We start from the raw sequence: 14,153 nt of genomic DNA on the forward strand, positions 1-14,153 counted from the left end.
GCGAAAGGCTGTACCGTGCGGCTTCGCGCTCACTTATCCATGGAAGGAAACGACAGCATGAAACCGCTCGACCGAATTCTGCTCGCCACTGGCCTGCTGATCCCCCTGTGGCTACTGGCTGGCGTCTGGCTGACCGCCCAGGCGTACCCCGGCTATGACCACCTGCAACAGGCCATGAGCCAACTCGGCGCCGTGGGTGCAGCCACCCAGCACTGGTCACCGCGGGTCAACAACTTCCCACTGGCCGTGTTGTTCGCACTGTTTGCCTGGGGCCTGGCCCGTCGCTGGCAGGGATCGACCCTGGCGCGGGTCAGCGCGGCCCTGGTGCTGCTGCATGGCCTGGGCAGCCTGGGCACCGGCTGGTTCCCCTGCGACCAAGGGTGTGCACCGGCACAGCCTTCGCTGTCGCAGCAGTTGCACAACCTCTCAGGCTTGCTGATGTTCCTTTCGTTGACCCTGGCCAGTGCGCTGTGGGCCTGGCTAGGCAACCGGGTGGCCGACTCACGGGCCTTGAGCCTGTTCTCCTTGGCAGCCGTAGTGCTGGCGATCGTGACCGTCGCGCTGATGGGCCAGGCTGTTGAAAGTGGCCATCTGTTCGGCTTGTACCAGCGCTTGAACTACGGCGTATCGGTCATCTGGGTGGCAGGCCTTGCCTGGGCCAGCCTGCGTGCCCCCGCCTCAGGGCGGTTGCGAATGGCCACTGCCTGACGGCAAATTGCTGGCCCCCAGGTGTTTGAAGGGAAGGCAAACTCCCTTCTCCTTCAGATGCTTAGGACAGCAACATGCGAGTACTTCTAGCAACGATGGCTGGCTGCCTGCTGGCCACGGCCGCCTTCGGCGTGCAGGCCAGGACGCTGAGCCAGAACGATCGCCAGACCTGTGGCTGGGGCGCACAGATCGCCGCAGAAGCCCAGCAGGCCAAGCTATCAGGGGTAACCCTGTATGCCACGCGCAAGAAGTTACAGGCGCGAAAGTTCGCCAAGCCGTGGATGCGCATGACCGCCTTCGGCATTACCGAGCAGACTTACAACAGCCGTTCGCGATTGAAACCTGCGGCGATCAAGCAGACCTACTACGAGCAATGCGTGCAGCATGCCGTCGCAAGGCGATAAATCCATATTTTTCAGTAGGTTATCCTAACTATTTTCAGCAAAACCTTAACAGCAGGCAAAAGAGACAAAATTAGTTTTATCGTTTAATTTCAATTACTTAAAGAATAAGATTAAGGCAAAATCTAAATATGATCGCCCTGGTGCCGCCAGGGCGCTCCCGCACTGAACTGCTCAGTCACCCACGCCTTGAAAACCCCGAGTGCAGCGGTGTTCAACCGTGACGTAGGCCGCACCAGGTAGATCCCTGCCGCCACGTCGAGCTGCCAGTGCGGCAGCACCCTCACCAAGCGCCCACTGGCCAAATCCTCGCCCATCAGCCAGTCGCCGCCAGCCAATATGCCCACACCCCGCCGAGCAGCTTCGAGCAGGGCTTCATTGTCATTACTGCGCAACGAACCGCTGACTTTTACACTGACTTGCTGCGCTTGACGGGTGAGGCGCCATTCGGGAAACGAACGCAAGCCGCTGAAGCCGAGGCAGTTATGCCCGGCTAGCTGCTCAGGCTGCTGCGGCGTGCCGTGGCGTGCGAGGTAGCCCGGCGAGGCGCAGAGGATGCGGCGGTGATCGCACAGCTTTTGCGCCACCAGGCGGTTATCGGCCAACTCGCCGATACGGATGGCAGCGTCAAAGCCCTCGCCGATCAGGTCAACGAAGCGATCAGCGTACTCGGCCTCCACTGTGACCTGCGGATAGGCCAGCACAAAATCCGCCAACATCCCGCTCAACCAGCGCCGCCCCATGGCCGCCGGCAAGGCGAGGCGCAAACGCCCCCGCACCGTTACCGCCCCTTGCGTGGCTTCCTGTTCGGCTTCGGCGATCAGCCGGCTGGCCTCACGCACCCGCGCCACCAACCGCTCACCTTCGTCGGTGAAGCGCAGTTGCCGCGTGCTGCGCTCAACCAGGCGGATACCAAGGCGTGCTTCGAGTGCGCTCAGGCGCTTGGACAGCACCGTGGGGTGGCGCGCCAGTTGCTGTCCAGCAGCCGCGAACGACCCCTGCTCGTGTAGGGCCAGCAAGGTGGCAAGTTCATCGGCGCGGCGGCTGTCGAAGGCATCCATGGCAAGGCTCGGCAGAAGGTAGGAAAGTCAGGCAGTGAGAATCAGCACCCCTTCCGACAGCCCTTGCTCCAGGTCCGCGTGGGCCCTGGCCGCTTCGGTCAGCGGGTAGCGACGCCAGACCCGAGGCTGGATGATACCTGCGTCGACCGCCGCCAGCACATCGGCGGCGCGCTGCTGGTACTCCTCGACGGTACGCGTATGGGCTGCCAGTGACGGGCGCGTCAGGTAGAGGGAGCCCTTGGCATTGAGCGTGGCCACTTCAATGGCCGCCGGCGCGCCGGAGGTGCCGCCAAACGACACCAGCAACCCGCGCGGGCGCAGGCTGTCCAGCGAGGCCTCCAGCGACACCTTGCCGACACTGTCATACACCACGTCCACGCCCTCGCCGTGCGTCAACTCACGCACCTGCTTGGCCAACGTGGCCGCCTCGAACACCATCACGTGATGGCAGCCCGCCGCCCGCGCCCGTTCGACGCTCTGTGGTCGCGACACAACGCCAATCACGGTCGCCCCCAGGTGCCTGGCCCAAGACGCCATGAGCTGCCCCAATGCCCCGCCCGCGCCATACAGCAGCACCTGGGTACCCAGCCCCACGCGGTAGGTGCTCTTCAGCAAGTACTGCGCGGTGATGCCCTTGAACAATACGGCTGCGGCGGCTTCGTCATCCAGTGAGTCCGGCAGCTTTACCAGGCGCTCGGCAGGGAACAGCCGCCCGCTGGCATAAGCGCCTACCGGGCCCATCGCATACGCCACCCGGTCCCCCACGCGCACATTGCCCACCCCTTCACCCACCGCGCTCACCCGCCCTGCGCCCTCCAGCCCCAGGCCAGACGGCAATGCCAGGGGCGCCCCGCCCTTGCGCTGCAGTATGTCCAGCGGGTTGACGCCCATGGCGGTCTGCTCCAGCCAAACCTCGCCTGGCCCTGGCACTTGCGGTTGGACGTGCTGCACCTGCATGACATCGGCAGTGCCGGTGGCGTTGAGTGTTATACGGTTGACCATGATCGATTCCTGTGAGGATGACGGTTTCGATACAGGCTAATTAGGCATGGCAAGTTGAACAATACGGCGCAGTGCAGATGATTTCTGCAACCCGTGCAGCAATAGCCGACCGCCATATGCACCGCCGCGCACCCAAACCAGGACATCTGTTAGGCTGATCAAAGCCCGCCCAACCAGCCTCGACTATTCGCCCCATGGATGAACTGCGCAAGATCGACCTCAACCTGCTGCTGGCCTTGCATGCACTGCTGACAGAGAAGCACGTGACCCGCGCCGCCCTGCGCCTGCACCGGAGCCAGCCGGCGGTGAGCCACGCGCTGGCACAATTGCGCAGGCACTTCGACGACCCCTTGCTGATACGCCAGAACGGCCGCATGGCCCTGACCGCACGTGCGCAGGCACTGGCCAAGCCGCTGCAAGATGCCTTGGGCAACCTCAACGCACTGCTGGCCGCTCCACTGTTCGACCCTGCCAAGGCGCAGCGTCGGTTCCGTTTGTCGTTGTCCGACTATGCTTCGCGCATCATCCTTCCGCCCCTGGTCCGCCACGTGCGCCAGGTAGCACCCGGTGTAGACCTGGCAATCAGCCAGGCCAGCCGTGAAACCATGCTGGCCCAGCTGCTCGACGGGGAGCTCGACCTGGCCTTGGGCCTATTCCCCGAGCTGCCGCAGAGCATCACCGCCCAGCCCCTGTTCGAGGAACACTTCATCAGTGTTGCCGACCGCCAGGTGCTGCCTGCCAGTGGGGGCCTAGCGTTGGCCGACTGGCTGGCTCGCCCCCATGTGTTGATGGCCATGCACCCCGATGCCCATGATGAAATAGAACGCGCATTGGCCGCCCACGGCCTGCAACGGCGGATAGCCCTGGCACTGCCGCACTGGAGCGCAGCGGTCGAGGTGCTTGCGGGCACCGATCTGATTCTCACAGTGGCCAGCCGCGCGGTAGGTTCATTACGCCAGCATCAGGCGTTGCGCCGGTTTGAGCCGCCACTGGCCATTCCTTCGTTTGCCTATCAGCAGGCTTGGCACAGCCGCAAAGACAGCGACCCCGGGCATCGCTGGCTGCGCGAGGCCGTGTGGGCCTGCAGCCAGCCAGGCACTTGATCAGCGCTGTGACTGCTCGAGCACCACAGGCTTGGCCGCAGCGCTGCTCCCCCAGTTCCCCTGGACCAGAAACACCCCACACAGGATCAGTACCACGCCGGCCACCCGAGCCAGGTTGACCGGTTTGCCCCCCAGCCCCATTACCCCGAAGTGGTCAGCGATGACCGCCGTCAAGATCTGCCCTGCCACCACCAGCACTAGAAAGCCCGCGGCGCCCAGTTTCGGCGTCAGTGCTGCCGCGCCGGCCACGTAGAGCGCGCCCAGCACGCCGCCAATCCACAGCCACCACGGCCCTTGGAGGGCCTTGCCCAGGTCTGGCGTTGGTACCCGCAGTATCAGCAGCGCCGCAATTACCACCACTGAACTGACCGTCAGCGAGGTGAACGCCCCCCATAACCAGTGGCCCAACGCCCGGCCAACAGCGGCGTTGCCAGCAGCCTGAAACGGCAGCACGGCACCCGCCAGCAACGCCATCGCCACAGGGATACCCAACAGAACCATCGACTTGCTCAACATGACTTTCCTCACCTTGTAATGTGATGGAGGCCATGATCGATGGATCTGCACCGGTTATGGAAATCAAACACATGCACCCCGACTATTCGCCGTGTGAATAGCCGGGCACCTCACACGCCGAACCTAGCGTGAGGTCTCTACGCGCAGCACTTCGGTGTAGATGGCATCGACCGTCTGGCCGACCTTGAGGTTCTTCATGCGCGCCTGCAGGTCAGGGTTCTCGACCTTCACCACCTGCAGCTTGCCTTCCGGCGGCAGCAGGCTCACCTCATGCTTCTTGAGGTCAATCTTCTTGATCTGCGACGTGACCTTGACCTGGCGGAACGCCTCACCGCCCGGGTTGGGGTTGTCCTTGGTGGCGCGAATGCTGCCGGACTCATCACTCACTTTAGGCGCGCCGCCCACGTCGGTATTGAGCACATAAGCCACAGCGCGGGTCACGTAGATGTCGACCGTGTCGCCGACCTTGAGGTTGGGCAGTGCCTTGGCCTTCTCGGTCAATTGGAAGGTCACAGGCTTGCCGTTGGCGCCCTCCACCGTGACCTGGCGGCTGGCCAGGTCGATAGCCTGCACCTTGGTGGTGACATGGCTTTCCAGCGCTTCGCTACCAATCGGCACATCAGCGGCCTGGGCCGTGAAGCTGCCAGCGAAGACCAGCGAGGCGACTGCGACAGCGCGAGCGAGTGAGCTAATGGGTTTCATAGGCCTGCTTCCCTGTATTCGTTTCCGGGTTGGCGCGTGAAAGGTTCACGCGCCAACAAGCATAGTCATTACTGGCTGCGCGTCACCCGCCAGACCGTATTGGCCAGGTCGTCGGCAATGATCAAGGCACCGCGCGGGTCGACGGTGACCCCCACCGGCCGCCCACGCGTCTTGCCGTCCTCGCCCCGGAAGCCCGTGGCGAAGTCGATCGGTTCGCCCGCCGGCTTGCCATTGCTGAACGGCACGAAGATCACCTTGTAGCCCACGGGGTTTGGCCGGTTCCAGCTACCGTGCTCACCCACGAACACCCCGTCGGCGAAGCGCTCGCCCATGGCCGGTACCGAGAAGTCGACCCCCAATGCAGCCACATGCGAGCCAAGGCTGTAGTCCGGCTTGATTGCCGCCGCCACCTTGTCCGGGTTCTGTGGCCTGACCCGGTCATCGACGTTCTGGCCCCAATAACTGTAGGGCCACCCATAAAACCCGCCTTCACGCACCGACGTCAGGTAGTCCGGGACCAGATCAGGGCCGAGCTCATCACGCTCGTTGACCACCGCCCACACCTGCCCGCTCTGCGGCTGAACAGCCAAGGCCGTCGGGTTGCGCAAGCCGGTCGCATAGGGCCGGTGAGCACCAGTCTGGGCATCGACCTGCCAGACCATGGCCCGATCAATCTCCACTTCCAGGCCGCGCTCGGTGATGTTGCTGTTCGAACCGATACCCACATAAAGGAAGCGCCCATCAGCGCTGACGGCCAGCGACTTGGTCCAGTGGTGGTTGATTTCGGCAGGCAGGTCGGTGACCTTGACCGGCGCACCGCTGGCCTTGGTCTGGCCCTCCTGGTAGTCGAAACGCACCAATGCATCCTGGTTGGCCACGTACAGCTTGCCGTTGGCAAACGCCAGGCCGTAAGGGGCGTTGAGGTTTTCAGCAAAGACCGTCTGCACCTCGTAGGTGCCATCGCCATCGGCATCGCGCAGCAAGGTCAGGCGATTGCCGCCTTTGACCTGGGTATTGCCCTTGGCCTTGATCTGGCTGGCGATCACATCCTTGGGTTTGAGTTTTGCGGCGCTGCCGCCGCGGCCTTCGGCTACGAGAATATCGCCATTAGGCAGCACCAGGCTCTGGCGCGGGATGTTCAGGCCGGTGGCGATTGCCGTGACGCTGAAGCCCTCAGGCACAGTCGGCTTCTGCTCACCCCAGGCAACTGGCTCAGCGATCTTCATGCTCGGCAGCAAACCACGCTGTGGCTCAGGCAGCTTGGGGTCCGGGCCATGGGCTTGAGTGGGCGTGCCTTCCCCACCACAGGCGCTGATCAGTAACGCCATGCTCAACAGGCTCAAGGTATGCAAAGGCTTCATGCCACACCTCCCGAACGCAGGTTGCTAAGGCCAGTCCACGCCGCGACAGTTGCGAGCGCGGTCACAATGACCGACAGCACCAACCCCGACGGCATCACTGCCCAGGCGTCCTTGGCATGCTCGAAGGCATTGACCAACCCCAACACCCAGGTCGCCAGCAACAGCACGAAATACAGGGTCGCACGCCCGCCTTTGCGCTCGGCGCGGATCAGGTTGACCAACGCGAACAGCAGCGCCAGCCCACAGAACACCAAGCCACCGGCGATCAGCCAGGCCGCGAAGTTGCTCCATTGGATCTGGTAGCTATTGAAGTAGGCGATATCGCTCAACAGCGCGCCAAGAAACAGCGGAACACTGCCGGCCAACAGCATGGCGTGCAATGGGCCTGGCGTGCAGCGGTAGAGGGTTTGCTCAGATGCGGTCACGGCGCCTCCTTATCGTTCAGTGACCCGGCCCTGATGACAAAGACATCATCAGGCGTGCGCGGGGTGCGCTAAAGAAAGGAGCGTCTCTACGACGGGATAGTTCACCGTTTCGCTTGAATGGTATCCTGCAAGCACCCGCGCTGTACTTTTCCACCTTCAGCGCTTTGGCATCATTCGAACAAGGAGAACAGCATGAGCGACTACCGGGAGCGCACGTGGGCGTTCTGGGCACTGAACACGCTGCTCATCCTCGGCCTGGGGCTGAGCGCAGGCTGCTCCAGCAAAAAAAACCAAGCCCGCTATGCGGCCTCCACCGTTGGCTCCAACTGCTTCGCCAAGGCCGTACCGACTACGGGCGAAGGTGGCCTAGCCTGGGGCAATACCTTGAGCATTGCCCGGCAAAAGTCGCTGAACAACTGTGTGCGCTATGCAGGCAGGTCTGGGGGGACGCCGAAGACCTGCCAGGTGGTGATGGCCAAGTGCAAGAACTAGGCAGCAGTCGCTGACGCTCAACGCCGCGTGATCACCACCTCCAGATACTCGCTGGGTACAACCAGCGAGGCCCCGCCCGCCACGTTGTTTACATTCAACAGCGCAGTCAGGTCGCTCTCCAGCGCATTGGCGGCTTCAGGCGCCAATGCCGCAAACGCCTTGTGCACCGGCCCATACCAAGTGCGGAACACATCGATGAAGTGCGCCGCAGAGCGATAGCGGAAGTTGAAGTGCTGCCGGGTGACCTGCATCTGGCCCAGCGCGCTGTCGAACAGTACCCGTAACTGTTCCTCGTCACCCCAGCGCGAAGGGGGCAATGCCCCGACTGGCGGCGGAACATGGCGCCCGAGCGTCTTGAACATCTGGCCAACGAAACCCTGCGGCGTCCAGTTTGCCAGGCCAATCCGGCCACCAGACCGACAGACGCGGCTCAATTCCCGCGCGGCCTGGGCCTGATCGGGGGTGAACATCACACCGAAGGTCGACAGAACGGCATCGAATGCACCCTCGGCGAACGGCAACGCTTCGGCATCGGCCACTTGAAACACCACGTTCAGGTGCTCGGCCTGAGCGCGTGCCTCACCGCGCTTGAGCAACTCGGCCACGTAGTCGGTGGAGGTGACGCGGCAACCGCGCCGCGCGGCGGCCAGGGTGGCATTGCCGTTGCCGGCCGCCACGTCCAGCACCTGCTCGTCCCAGCGCAAATCACAGGCTTCGGCCAGGCGTTCACCCACCAGCTGCAGGGTGGTGCCGATCACGGCGTAGTCACCGCTGGCCCACGCGGCTTGCTGGCGGGCTTTCAAGGCATTGGTATCCAAAGGGGTGCTCATGGTCTGCGCCTTCGTGTTGTGCGCGGCCGAGGTCCTTCTGGCGGTCATCGCGCCATGGATAGGTTGAGGGGTCGAGCCCATGGGGGCAGCAAAAAATTATGCGCCTGATGGGGGAAGCGGCAAGCGTTGGGGGGGTGAGAGGCAAGACGGATTTGAGATAGCGGAAAGCATTAACCGCTATATGGGGATGGTTGCGAGGTATACGATTTTGGGGTTTTGGCGCTTGTGGGATCGAGCGCCGCTTGCGCGACGCTTCGCAGCACAAGGCTGCTCCTACAATTGTTTCGGGCCAATTATTCCTGTGGCAGGGGCGCGCGACCTTCTTGGCGCCGAATCGGGCCTGTGTAGGAGCAGCCTTGTGCTGCGAAGCGCCGCATAAGCGGCGCTCGGTCTATCAGGCAAACTTGGCCCGAGCTGCATGCAGCTTCTTGTAGCTCTCGATCAAACGCAAATGACGATCCAGCCCTTCCAGCTTCATGCTGGTCGGCGTCAGGCCATGGAAGCGCACACTGCCGTCCACCGAGCCCAGCACCGCGTCCATCCGCGGGTTGCCGAACATGCGGCGGAAGTTGGTTTCGTAGTCTTCCATCTCAAGTTCATCATCCAGCACCACTTCCAGCACCACGTTCAACGCCTGGTAGAACAGGCCACGCTCGACGGTGTTGTCGTTGAACTGAAGGAACGCCTCGACCAGCTCCTTGGCATCTTCGAAGCGCTGCACGGCCAGGCAGATCAGTAGCTTCAGCTCAAGAATGGTCAACTGGCCCCACACCGTGTTGTCGTCGAACTCGACGCCGATCAACGTGGTGATAGTGGTGTAATCGTCCACATCGCAGTTGTCCAGGCGCTTGAGCAGCAACTTCAGCGAGCGGTTGTCCAGGCTGTGCAGGTTGAGGATGTCAGCGCGGAACGACAAGGCCCGGTTGGTGTTGTCCCAGATCAGGTCCTCGACCGGGTAGATCTCCGAGTAACCCGGCACGAGGATGCGGCACGCGGTGGCACCGAGGTTGTCGTACACCGCCATGTACACTTCTTTGCCCAGGTCTTCGAGGATGCCGAACAGGGTCGCAGCTTCCTGTACGTTGGAATCTTCGCCATGGCCAGAGAAGTCCCACTCGACGAATTCGAAATCGGCCTTGGCGCTGAAGAAGCGCCACGACACCACGCCGCTGGAGTCGATGAAGTGCTCGACGAAGTTGTTCGGCTCGGTCAGCGCGTGGCTTTCGAAGGTGGGCTGCGGCAGGTCGTTCAGGCCTTCGAAGCTGCGGCCCTGCAACAACTCGGTGAGGCTGCGCTCCAACGCCACTTCCAGACTCGGGTGGGCGCCGAATGAGGCGAACACGCCACCGGTGCGCGGGTTCATCAAGGTCACGCACATGACCGGGAACTCACCGCCCAGCGATGCGTCCTTGACCAGCACCGGGAAGCCCTGCTCTTCCAGCCCCTGGATACCGGCAACGATGCCCGGGTACTTGGCCAGCACTTCCTGCGGTACATCCGGCAGGCACAGTTCGCCTTCGAGGATCTCGCGCTTCACCGCACGCTCGAAGATTTCCGACAGGCACTGCACTTGCGCCTCAGCGAGGGTGTTGCCAGCGCTCATGCCGTTGCTGAGGAACAGGTTCTCGATCAGGTTGGACGGGAAGTACACCACCTCCTGGTCCGACTGGCGCACGAATGGCAGCGAGCAGATGCCCCGCGCAGTGTTGCCCGAGTTGGTGTCGTACAGGTGCGAGCCGCGCAGCTCACCGTCGGGGTTGTAGATTTCCAGGCAGTTCGCGTCGAGGATCTCGCTGGGCAGCGCGTCCTTGGGGCCCGGCTTGAACCACTGCTCGTTCGGGTAATGCACGAACGGCGCGTTGGCGATGTCCTCGCCCCAGAACTGGTCGTTGTAGAAGAAGTTGCAATTAAGGCGCTCGATGAACTCACCCAGCGCCGAGGCCAGCGCGGCCTCCTTGGTCGAACCCTTGCCATTGGTGAAGCACATCGGCGACTGTGCATCGCGCACATGCAGCGACCACACGTTGGGCACGATATTGCGCCACGAGGCGATCTCGATCTTCATCCCAAGGCCCGCGAGAATCGCCGACATGTTGGCGATGGTCTGCTCCAGCGGCAGGTCCTTGCCCGGGATGTAGGTGCTGGTGTCCGATACCGGCATCAGCAGCCCCTGGGCATCGGCGTCGAGGTTGTCCACCACCTCGATGACGAACTCCGGCCCGGTCTGCACGACCTTCTTTACCGTGCAACGGTCGATGGAGCGCAGGATGCCCTGGCGGTCCTTCTCGGAGATGTCTTCGGGCAGCTCGACCTGGATCTTGAAGATCTGGTTGTAGCGGTTTTCCGGATCGACGATGTTGTTCTGCGACAGCCGAATGTTTTCGGTGGGGATGTCGCGGGTCTGGCAGTACAGCTTCACGAAGTAAGCCGCGCACAGGGCCGAAGACGCCAGGAAATAGTCGAACGGCCCCGGGGCCGAACCGTCGCCTTTGTAACGGATCGGTTGGTCGGCGATCACCGTGAAGTCGTCGAACTTGGCTTCGAGACGGAGATTGTCGAGAAAATTGACCTTGATTTCCATGCGGGATTACCGTGAGTTAAGCGTGCAAAACGAAATTGGCCGGCATTATCCGGGTTTTTCGCCTGGAAGTCCTGTTTGCCTGCCGCCAACGCCTGCCTTGCGCATTCCACCGGATTCCTTGCCTGATCCTCCTGACCTGTCGGCAGCGCCCGCTCGCCGGTCGTAGCGCTGTGCTAGCGTTTCTGGATTGGGGGCAACGTATCCCCACTCAAGACGACAACGCGACAGCAAACCGATGATGAGCAGGTGAACCATGGAACTACGCATCAACCAGAAGACCTATCAGGTCGAGGCCGACGCCGACACGCCCCTGCTGTGGGTGATCCGTGACGACCTGGGGCTGACCGGCACCAAGTATGGCTGCGGCCTGGCGCAATGCGGCGCTTGCTCGGTGCTGGTGGACGGCAGCGTGGTGCGCGCCTGCGTGACCCCGGTGGCAGGCGTGGTCGGGCGCGAAGTGACCACCATCGAGGCGATCGAGGACGACGCCGTTGGCAAGCGCGTGGTCGCGGCCTGGGTCGAGTACCAGGTGGCCCAGTGCGGCTACTGCCAGTCAGGCCAGGTGATGGCCGCCACAGCGCTGCTCAAGCACACGCCCCAGCCCAGCGACGCGCAGATCGATGCCGCGATGGTCAACCTGTGCCGCTGCGGCACCTACAACGCCATCCATGCCGCCGTCCACGACCTTGCGGTCCAGCGGGAGGAGGCGTGATGAACACGCGTATCGATACCCCTGCCGAGCTGTCGGCGCTGCCGCTGGGTGAGCCGGTTAACCTGTCACGCCGCCGCTTCCTGCTAGCCTCGGCGGGCGCCGCCGCAGGCGCGCTGGTACTCGGGTTTGGGTTGCCGCTGGGCTCGGCACGGGTCCAGGCCGCTACCGCCGCGGCCCAGGAGCGCGGCACACAAGTGCCGGCCTTCCTTGAAATTCGCCCGGACAGCACCGTGCGCCTGCTCTGCCCGTTCATGGAGGGCGGCCAAGGCACCTACACCGCCATGGCACAGATCGTCGGCGAAGAACTGGACGCCGACCCGGCCACGTTCCTGGTCGACAGCGCACCGCCTGGCGAGGCTTACGTGGTGATGGAAAACGGTATGCGCATCACCGGCGGCAGCATGTCGGTACGCATGAGCTACCCGACCATGCGCCGCCTCGGCGCCCTGGCCCGGGCCATGTTGCTGCAGGCAGGTGCCGAGCAGTTGGGGGTGCCGGTCGACGAGCTCTCCACCGAACCCGGCAAGGTCGTCCACGCGGCATCCGGCCGCTCGGTGCCCTACGGCGAACTGGCCGAGCGCGCCCTCGACCTGCCGGTGCCAGACCCGGCCAGCGTGAAGCTGCGCGACCCCAGCGAGTTCCGCTGGATCGGCAAACCGGTGCGCAGGGTCGATGCCTATGACAAATCCACCGGCAAAGCCGTGTACACCATCGACATCAAGCTCGACGGCATGCTCCACGCCGCCGTCCAGCACGCACCGCGCCTGGGCATGACGGTTGGCAGCCTGCGCAACGAAGCACAGGTCAAGGCCATGAAAGGCGTGCATTCGGTGCATCAACTACCCGGCGCGGTGGCGGTGGTCGCCGAACGCTGGTGGCATGCCAAGCGCGCGGTCGAGGCCCTCCAGGTGGACTGGCAGGAGCCCGGCAGCGATTCGCCGGTAAGGCCGATGCCGGCAGACTTCTCCAGCGACGCCTATCGTGACCGCCTGGCCACCGAGCAAGGCCCGGCCCGTGACGAGGAAAACCAAGGTGATGTGGTCGGGGTGCTGGCCAAGGCCAAGACCAAGGTCGAGGCGACCTACCACAACCAATACCTCAACCACGCCCAGCTCGAGCCGCCCTCGGCGCTCGCCCGCTTCAACCCCGACGGTTCGCTGGAGGTGTGGTTGCCCAACCAGGCGCCGGACATGTTCCGCGACGACATCGCCAAACGCACCGGCCTCGACCCTGCGCGCATCACCCTGCACTCACCCCTGCTGGGCGGCTTTTTTGGCCGGCATTTTCTGTACGACTCGGCCAACCCCTACCCGCAGGCCATCGCCCTGGCCAAAGCGGTGGGCCGCCCGGTCAAGCTGATCTGGAGCCGCGAAGAAGAGTTTCTGCGGGATGTGTTGCGGCCGCTGGCGGTGGTCAAGTTCCGTGGGGCACTGGATGACGATGGCCTGCCAGTCGCGATAGAAGCCGTGAGTGCCACCGAAGGCCCGACCGAGGCACTGGCCGGCAAACAAGGTGACAAGATCGACCCCACCGCCCTTGAAGGGCTGTCGGGCAAGTCGTACGCCATCGCCAACAAACGCATTGCCCAAATCTACGTCAAAGGCCCGGTCATGCTCGGCTACTGGCGCTCGGTGGGCAACTCGCTGAACGACTTCTTCTACGAAGCCTTCCTCGACGAGCTGGCCGACAAAGGCGGCAAGGACCCTTATGAATTGCGCCTGCATCTGTTGCGCGACAACCCGCGCCTGACCACCCTGCTACAGGCTGTCGGCGAGTTGTCCGGTGGCTGGAAGCGTGGGCCATTCACGGCCGAGGACGGCAGCAAACGGGCACGCGGTGTGGCCATGGCCTCGCCGTTTGGCTCGGAGGCGGCGGTTATCGCCGAAGTGTCGATCGAAAACGGTCAGGTCAAAGTGCACGACATCTGGCAGGCCATCGACCCGGGCAGCATCGTCAACCCGGCGATCATCGAAGCGCAGGTCAACGGCGCCGTGGCCCTGGGCCTGTCGCAGACCCTGCTGGAAGAAGCGGTGTACATCGACGGCAAGCCCCGTGCGCGCAACTACGACCTGTACCCGATCCTGCCGCCTTCGCGCATGGCCCGGGTGCATGTGCGCATCGTCGAAAGCGGCGCGAAGATGGGCGGCATCGGCGAACCGCCGCTGCCCGCGGTTGCACCGGCGGTGGCCAACGCGGTAGCGCGGCTGACCGGCCAGCGCATCCGCAGCATCCCATTGAGCCGCTACACCTTCACCTGAC

14 protein-coding genes are annotated in these 14,153 nt (G+C 63.5%); 6 read left to right on the forward strand and 8 right to left on the reverse strand.

The annotated features are described in order from the left end of the window. Positions 1–57: 57 nt before the first annotated feature. Both AB7M33_RS25335 and AB7M33_RS25340 read left to right on the forward strand, forming a co-directional pair. Positions 58–708 carry a DUF998 domain-containing protein gene (locus tag AB7M33_RS25335; RefSeq protein ID WP_454243922.1) on the forward strand — a complete coding sequence of 217 codons (651 nt, stop codon included), beginning with the start codon at positions 58–60 and terminating at the stop codon, positions 706–708. Between the two features lie 74 nt (positions 709–782). Continuing rightward, positions 783–1,112, forward strand: coding sequence for a hypothetical protein (locus AB7M33_RS25340; protein WP_085274370.1), 330 nt, complete (start codon positions 783–785; stop codon positions 1,110–1,112). A gap of 122 nt (positions 1,113–1,234) precedes the next feature. On the opposite strand, the gene AB7M33_RS25345 is transcribed toward AB7M33_RS25340, so the two are convergent. Further along, positions 1,235–2,170 carry a LysR family transcriptional regulator gene (locus AB7M33_RS25345; protein WP_454243923.1) on the reverse strand — a complete coding sequence of 312 codons (936 nt, stop codon included), beginning with the start codon at positions 2,168–2,170 and terminating at the stop codon, positions 1,235–1,237. A 27-nt stretch (positions 2,171–2,197) separates the two neighbouring features. After that, the gene (locus AB7M33_RS25350; RefSeq protein WP_454243924.1) at positions 2,198–3,172 is read right to left on the reverse strand and encodes a quinone oxidoreductase family protein; all 975 of its coding nucleotides are present in this window, start codon (positions 3,170–3,172) and stop codon (positions 2,198–2,200) included. Between the two features lie 194 nt (positions 3,173–3,366). Here AB7M33_RS25350 and AB7M33_RS25355 point away from each other — a divergent pair, with 194 nt between their 5' ends. Further along, entirely contained in the window at positions 3,367–4,275 is a 909-nt protein-coding gene (locus tag AB7M33_RS25355) for a LysR family transcriptional regulator (RefSeq protein ID WP_099429085.1), read from the forward strand. Here AB7M33_RS25355 and AB7M33_RS25360 read toward each other — a convergent pair whose 3' ends face one another. The 4 genes from AB7M33_RS25360 to AB7M33_RS25375 all read right to left on the reverse strand — a co-directional run bounded on the left by AB7M33_RS25360 (position 4,276) and on the right by AB7M33_RS25375 (position 7,225). Beyond that, the gene (locus AB7M33_RS25360; RefSeq protein WP_099429084.1) at positions 4,276–4,791 is read right to left on the reverse strand and encodes a DMT family transporter; all 516 of its coding nucleotides are present in this window, start codon (positions 4,789–4,791) and stop codon (positions 4,276–4,278) included. It lies immediately after the preceding gene. 123 nt (positions 4,792–4,914) lie between these two features. After that, positions 4,915–5,493: a hypothetical protein gene (locus tag AB7M33_RS25365; protein WP_274886908.1), complete on the reverse strand. Its 579-nt coding sequence runs from the start codon at positions 5,491–5,493 to the stop codon at positions 4,915–4,917. Between the two features lie 68 nt (positions 5,494–5,561). Beyond that, positions 5,562–6,854 (reverse strand): PQQ-dependent sugar dehydrogenase, encoded by a 1,293-nt coding sequence (locus AB7M33_RS25370; RefSeq protein ID WP_027593618.1) that lies wholly within the window; start codon positions 6,852–6,854, stop codon positions 5,562–5,564. After that, positions 6,851–7,225: a DUF2231 domain-containing protein gene (locus AB7M33_RS25375; RefSeq protein ID WP_265970079.1), complete on the reverse strand. Its 375-nt coding sequence runs from the start codon at positions 7,223–7,225 to the stop codon at positions 6,851–6,853. The genes AB7M33_RS25370 and AB7M33_RS25375 overlap by 4 nt, the downstream gene beginning before the upstream one ends. Positions 7,226–7,471: 246 nt before the next feature. Between AB7M33_RS25375 and AB7M33_RS25380 the strand changes: the two genes are divergently transcribed. Then, complete coding sequence (locus AB7M33_RS25380; protein ID WP_085274366.1) at positions 7,472–7,771, forward strand: hypothetical protein; 300 nt, start codon at positions 7,472–7,474, stop codon at positions 7,769–7,771. 17 nt (positions 7,772–7,788) lie between these two features. Here AB7M33_RS25380 and AB7M33_RS25385 read toward each other — a convergent pair whose 3' ends face one another. Both AB7M33_RS25385 and AB7M33_RS25390 read right to left on the reverse strand, forming a co-directional pair. Next, positions 7,789–8,601 (reverse strand): class I SAM-dependent methyltransferase, encoded by an 813-nt coding sequence (locus AB7M33_RS25385; RefSeq protein WP_454243925.1) that lies wholly within the window; start codon positions 8,599–8,601, stop codon positions 7,789–7,791. Positions 8,602–8,995: 394 nt separating this feature from the next. Then, the gene (locus AB7M33_RS25390; protein ID WP_027593622.1) at positions 8,996–11,182 is read right to left on the reverse strand and encodes an OsmC domain/YcaO domain-containing protein; all 2,187 of its coding nucleotides are present in this window, start codon (positions 11,180–11,182) and stop codon (positions 8,996–8,998) included. 253 nt (positions 11,183–11,435) lie between these two features. Here AB7M33_RS25390 and AB7M33_RS25395 point away from each other — a divergent pair, with 253 nt between their 5' ends. Together AB7M33_RS25395 and AB7M33_RS25400 are read left to right on the forward strand one after the other, a co-directional pair. Then, positions 11,436–11,894, forward strand: coding sequence for a (2Fe-2S)-binding protein (locus tag AB7M33_RS25395; RefSeq protein WP_454243926.1), 459 nt, complete (start codon positions 11,436–11,438; stop codon positions 11,892–11,894). After that, on the forward strand, positions 11,894–14,152 hold the full coding sequence (locus AB7M33_RS25400; protein ID WP_454243927.1) for a molybdopterin cofactor-binding domain-containing protein: 2,259 nt from the start codon (positions 11,894–11,896) through the stop codon (positions 14,150–14,152). Before AB7M33_RS25395 ends, AB7M33_RS25400 begins: the two co-directional genes overlap by 1 nt. The last annotated feature ends 1 nt before the right edge of the window (position 14,153 follow it).

Source organism: Pseudomonas sp. Y3 TE3536 (assembly GCF_053629175.1).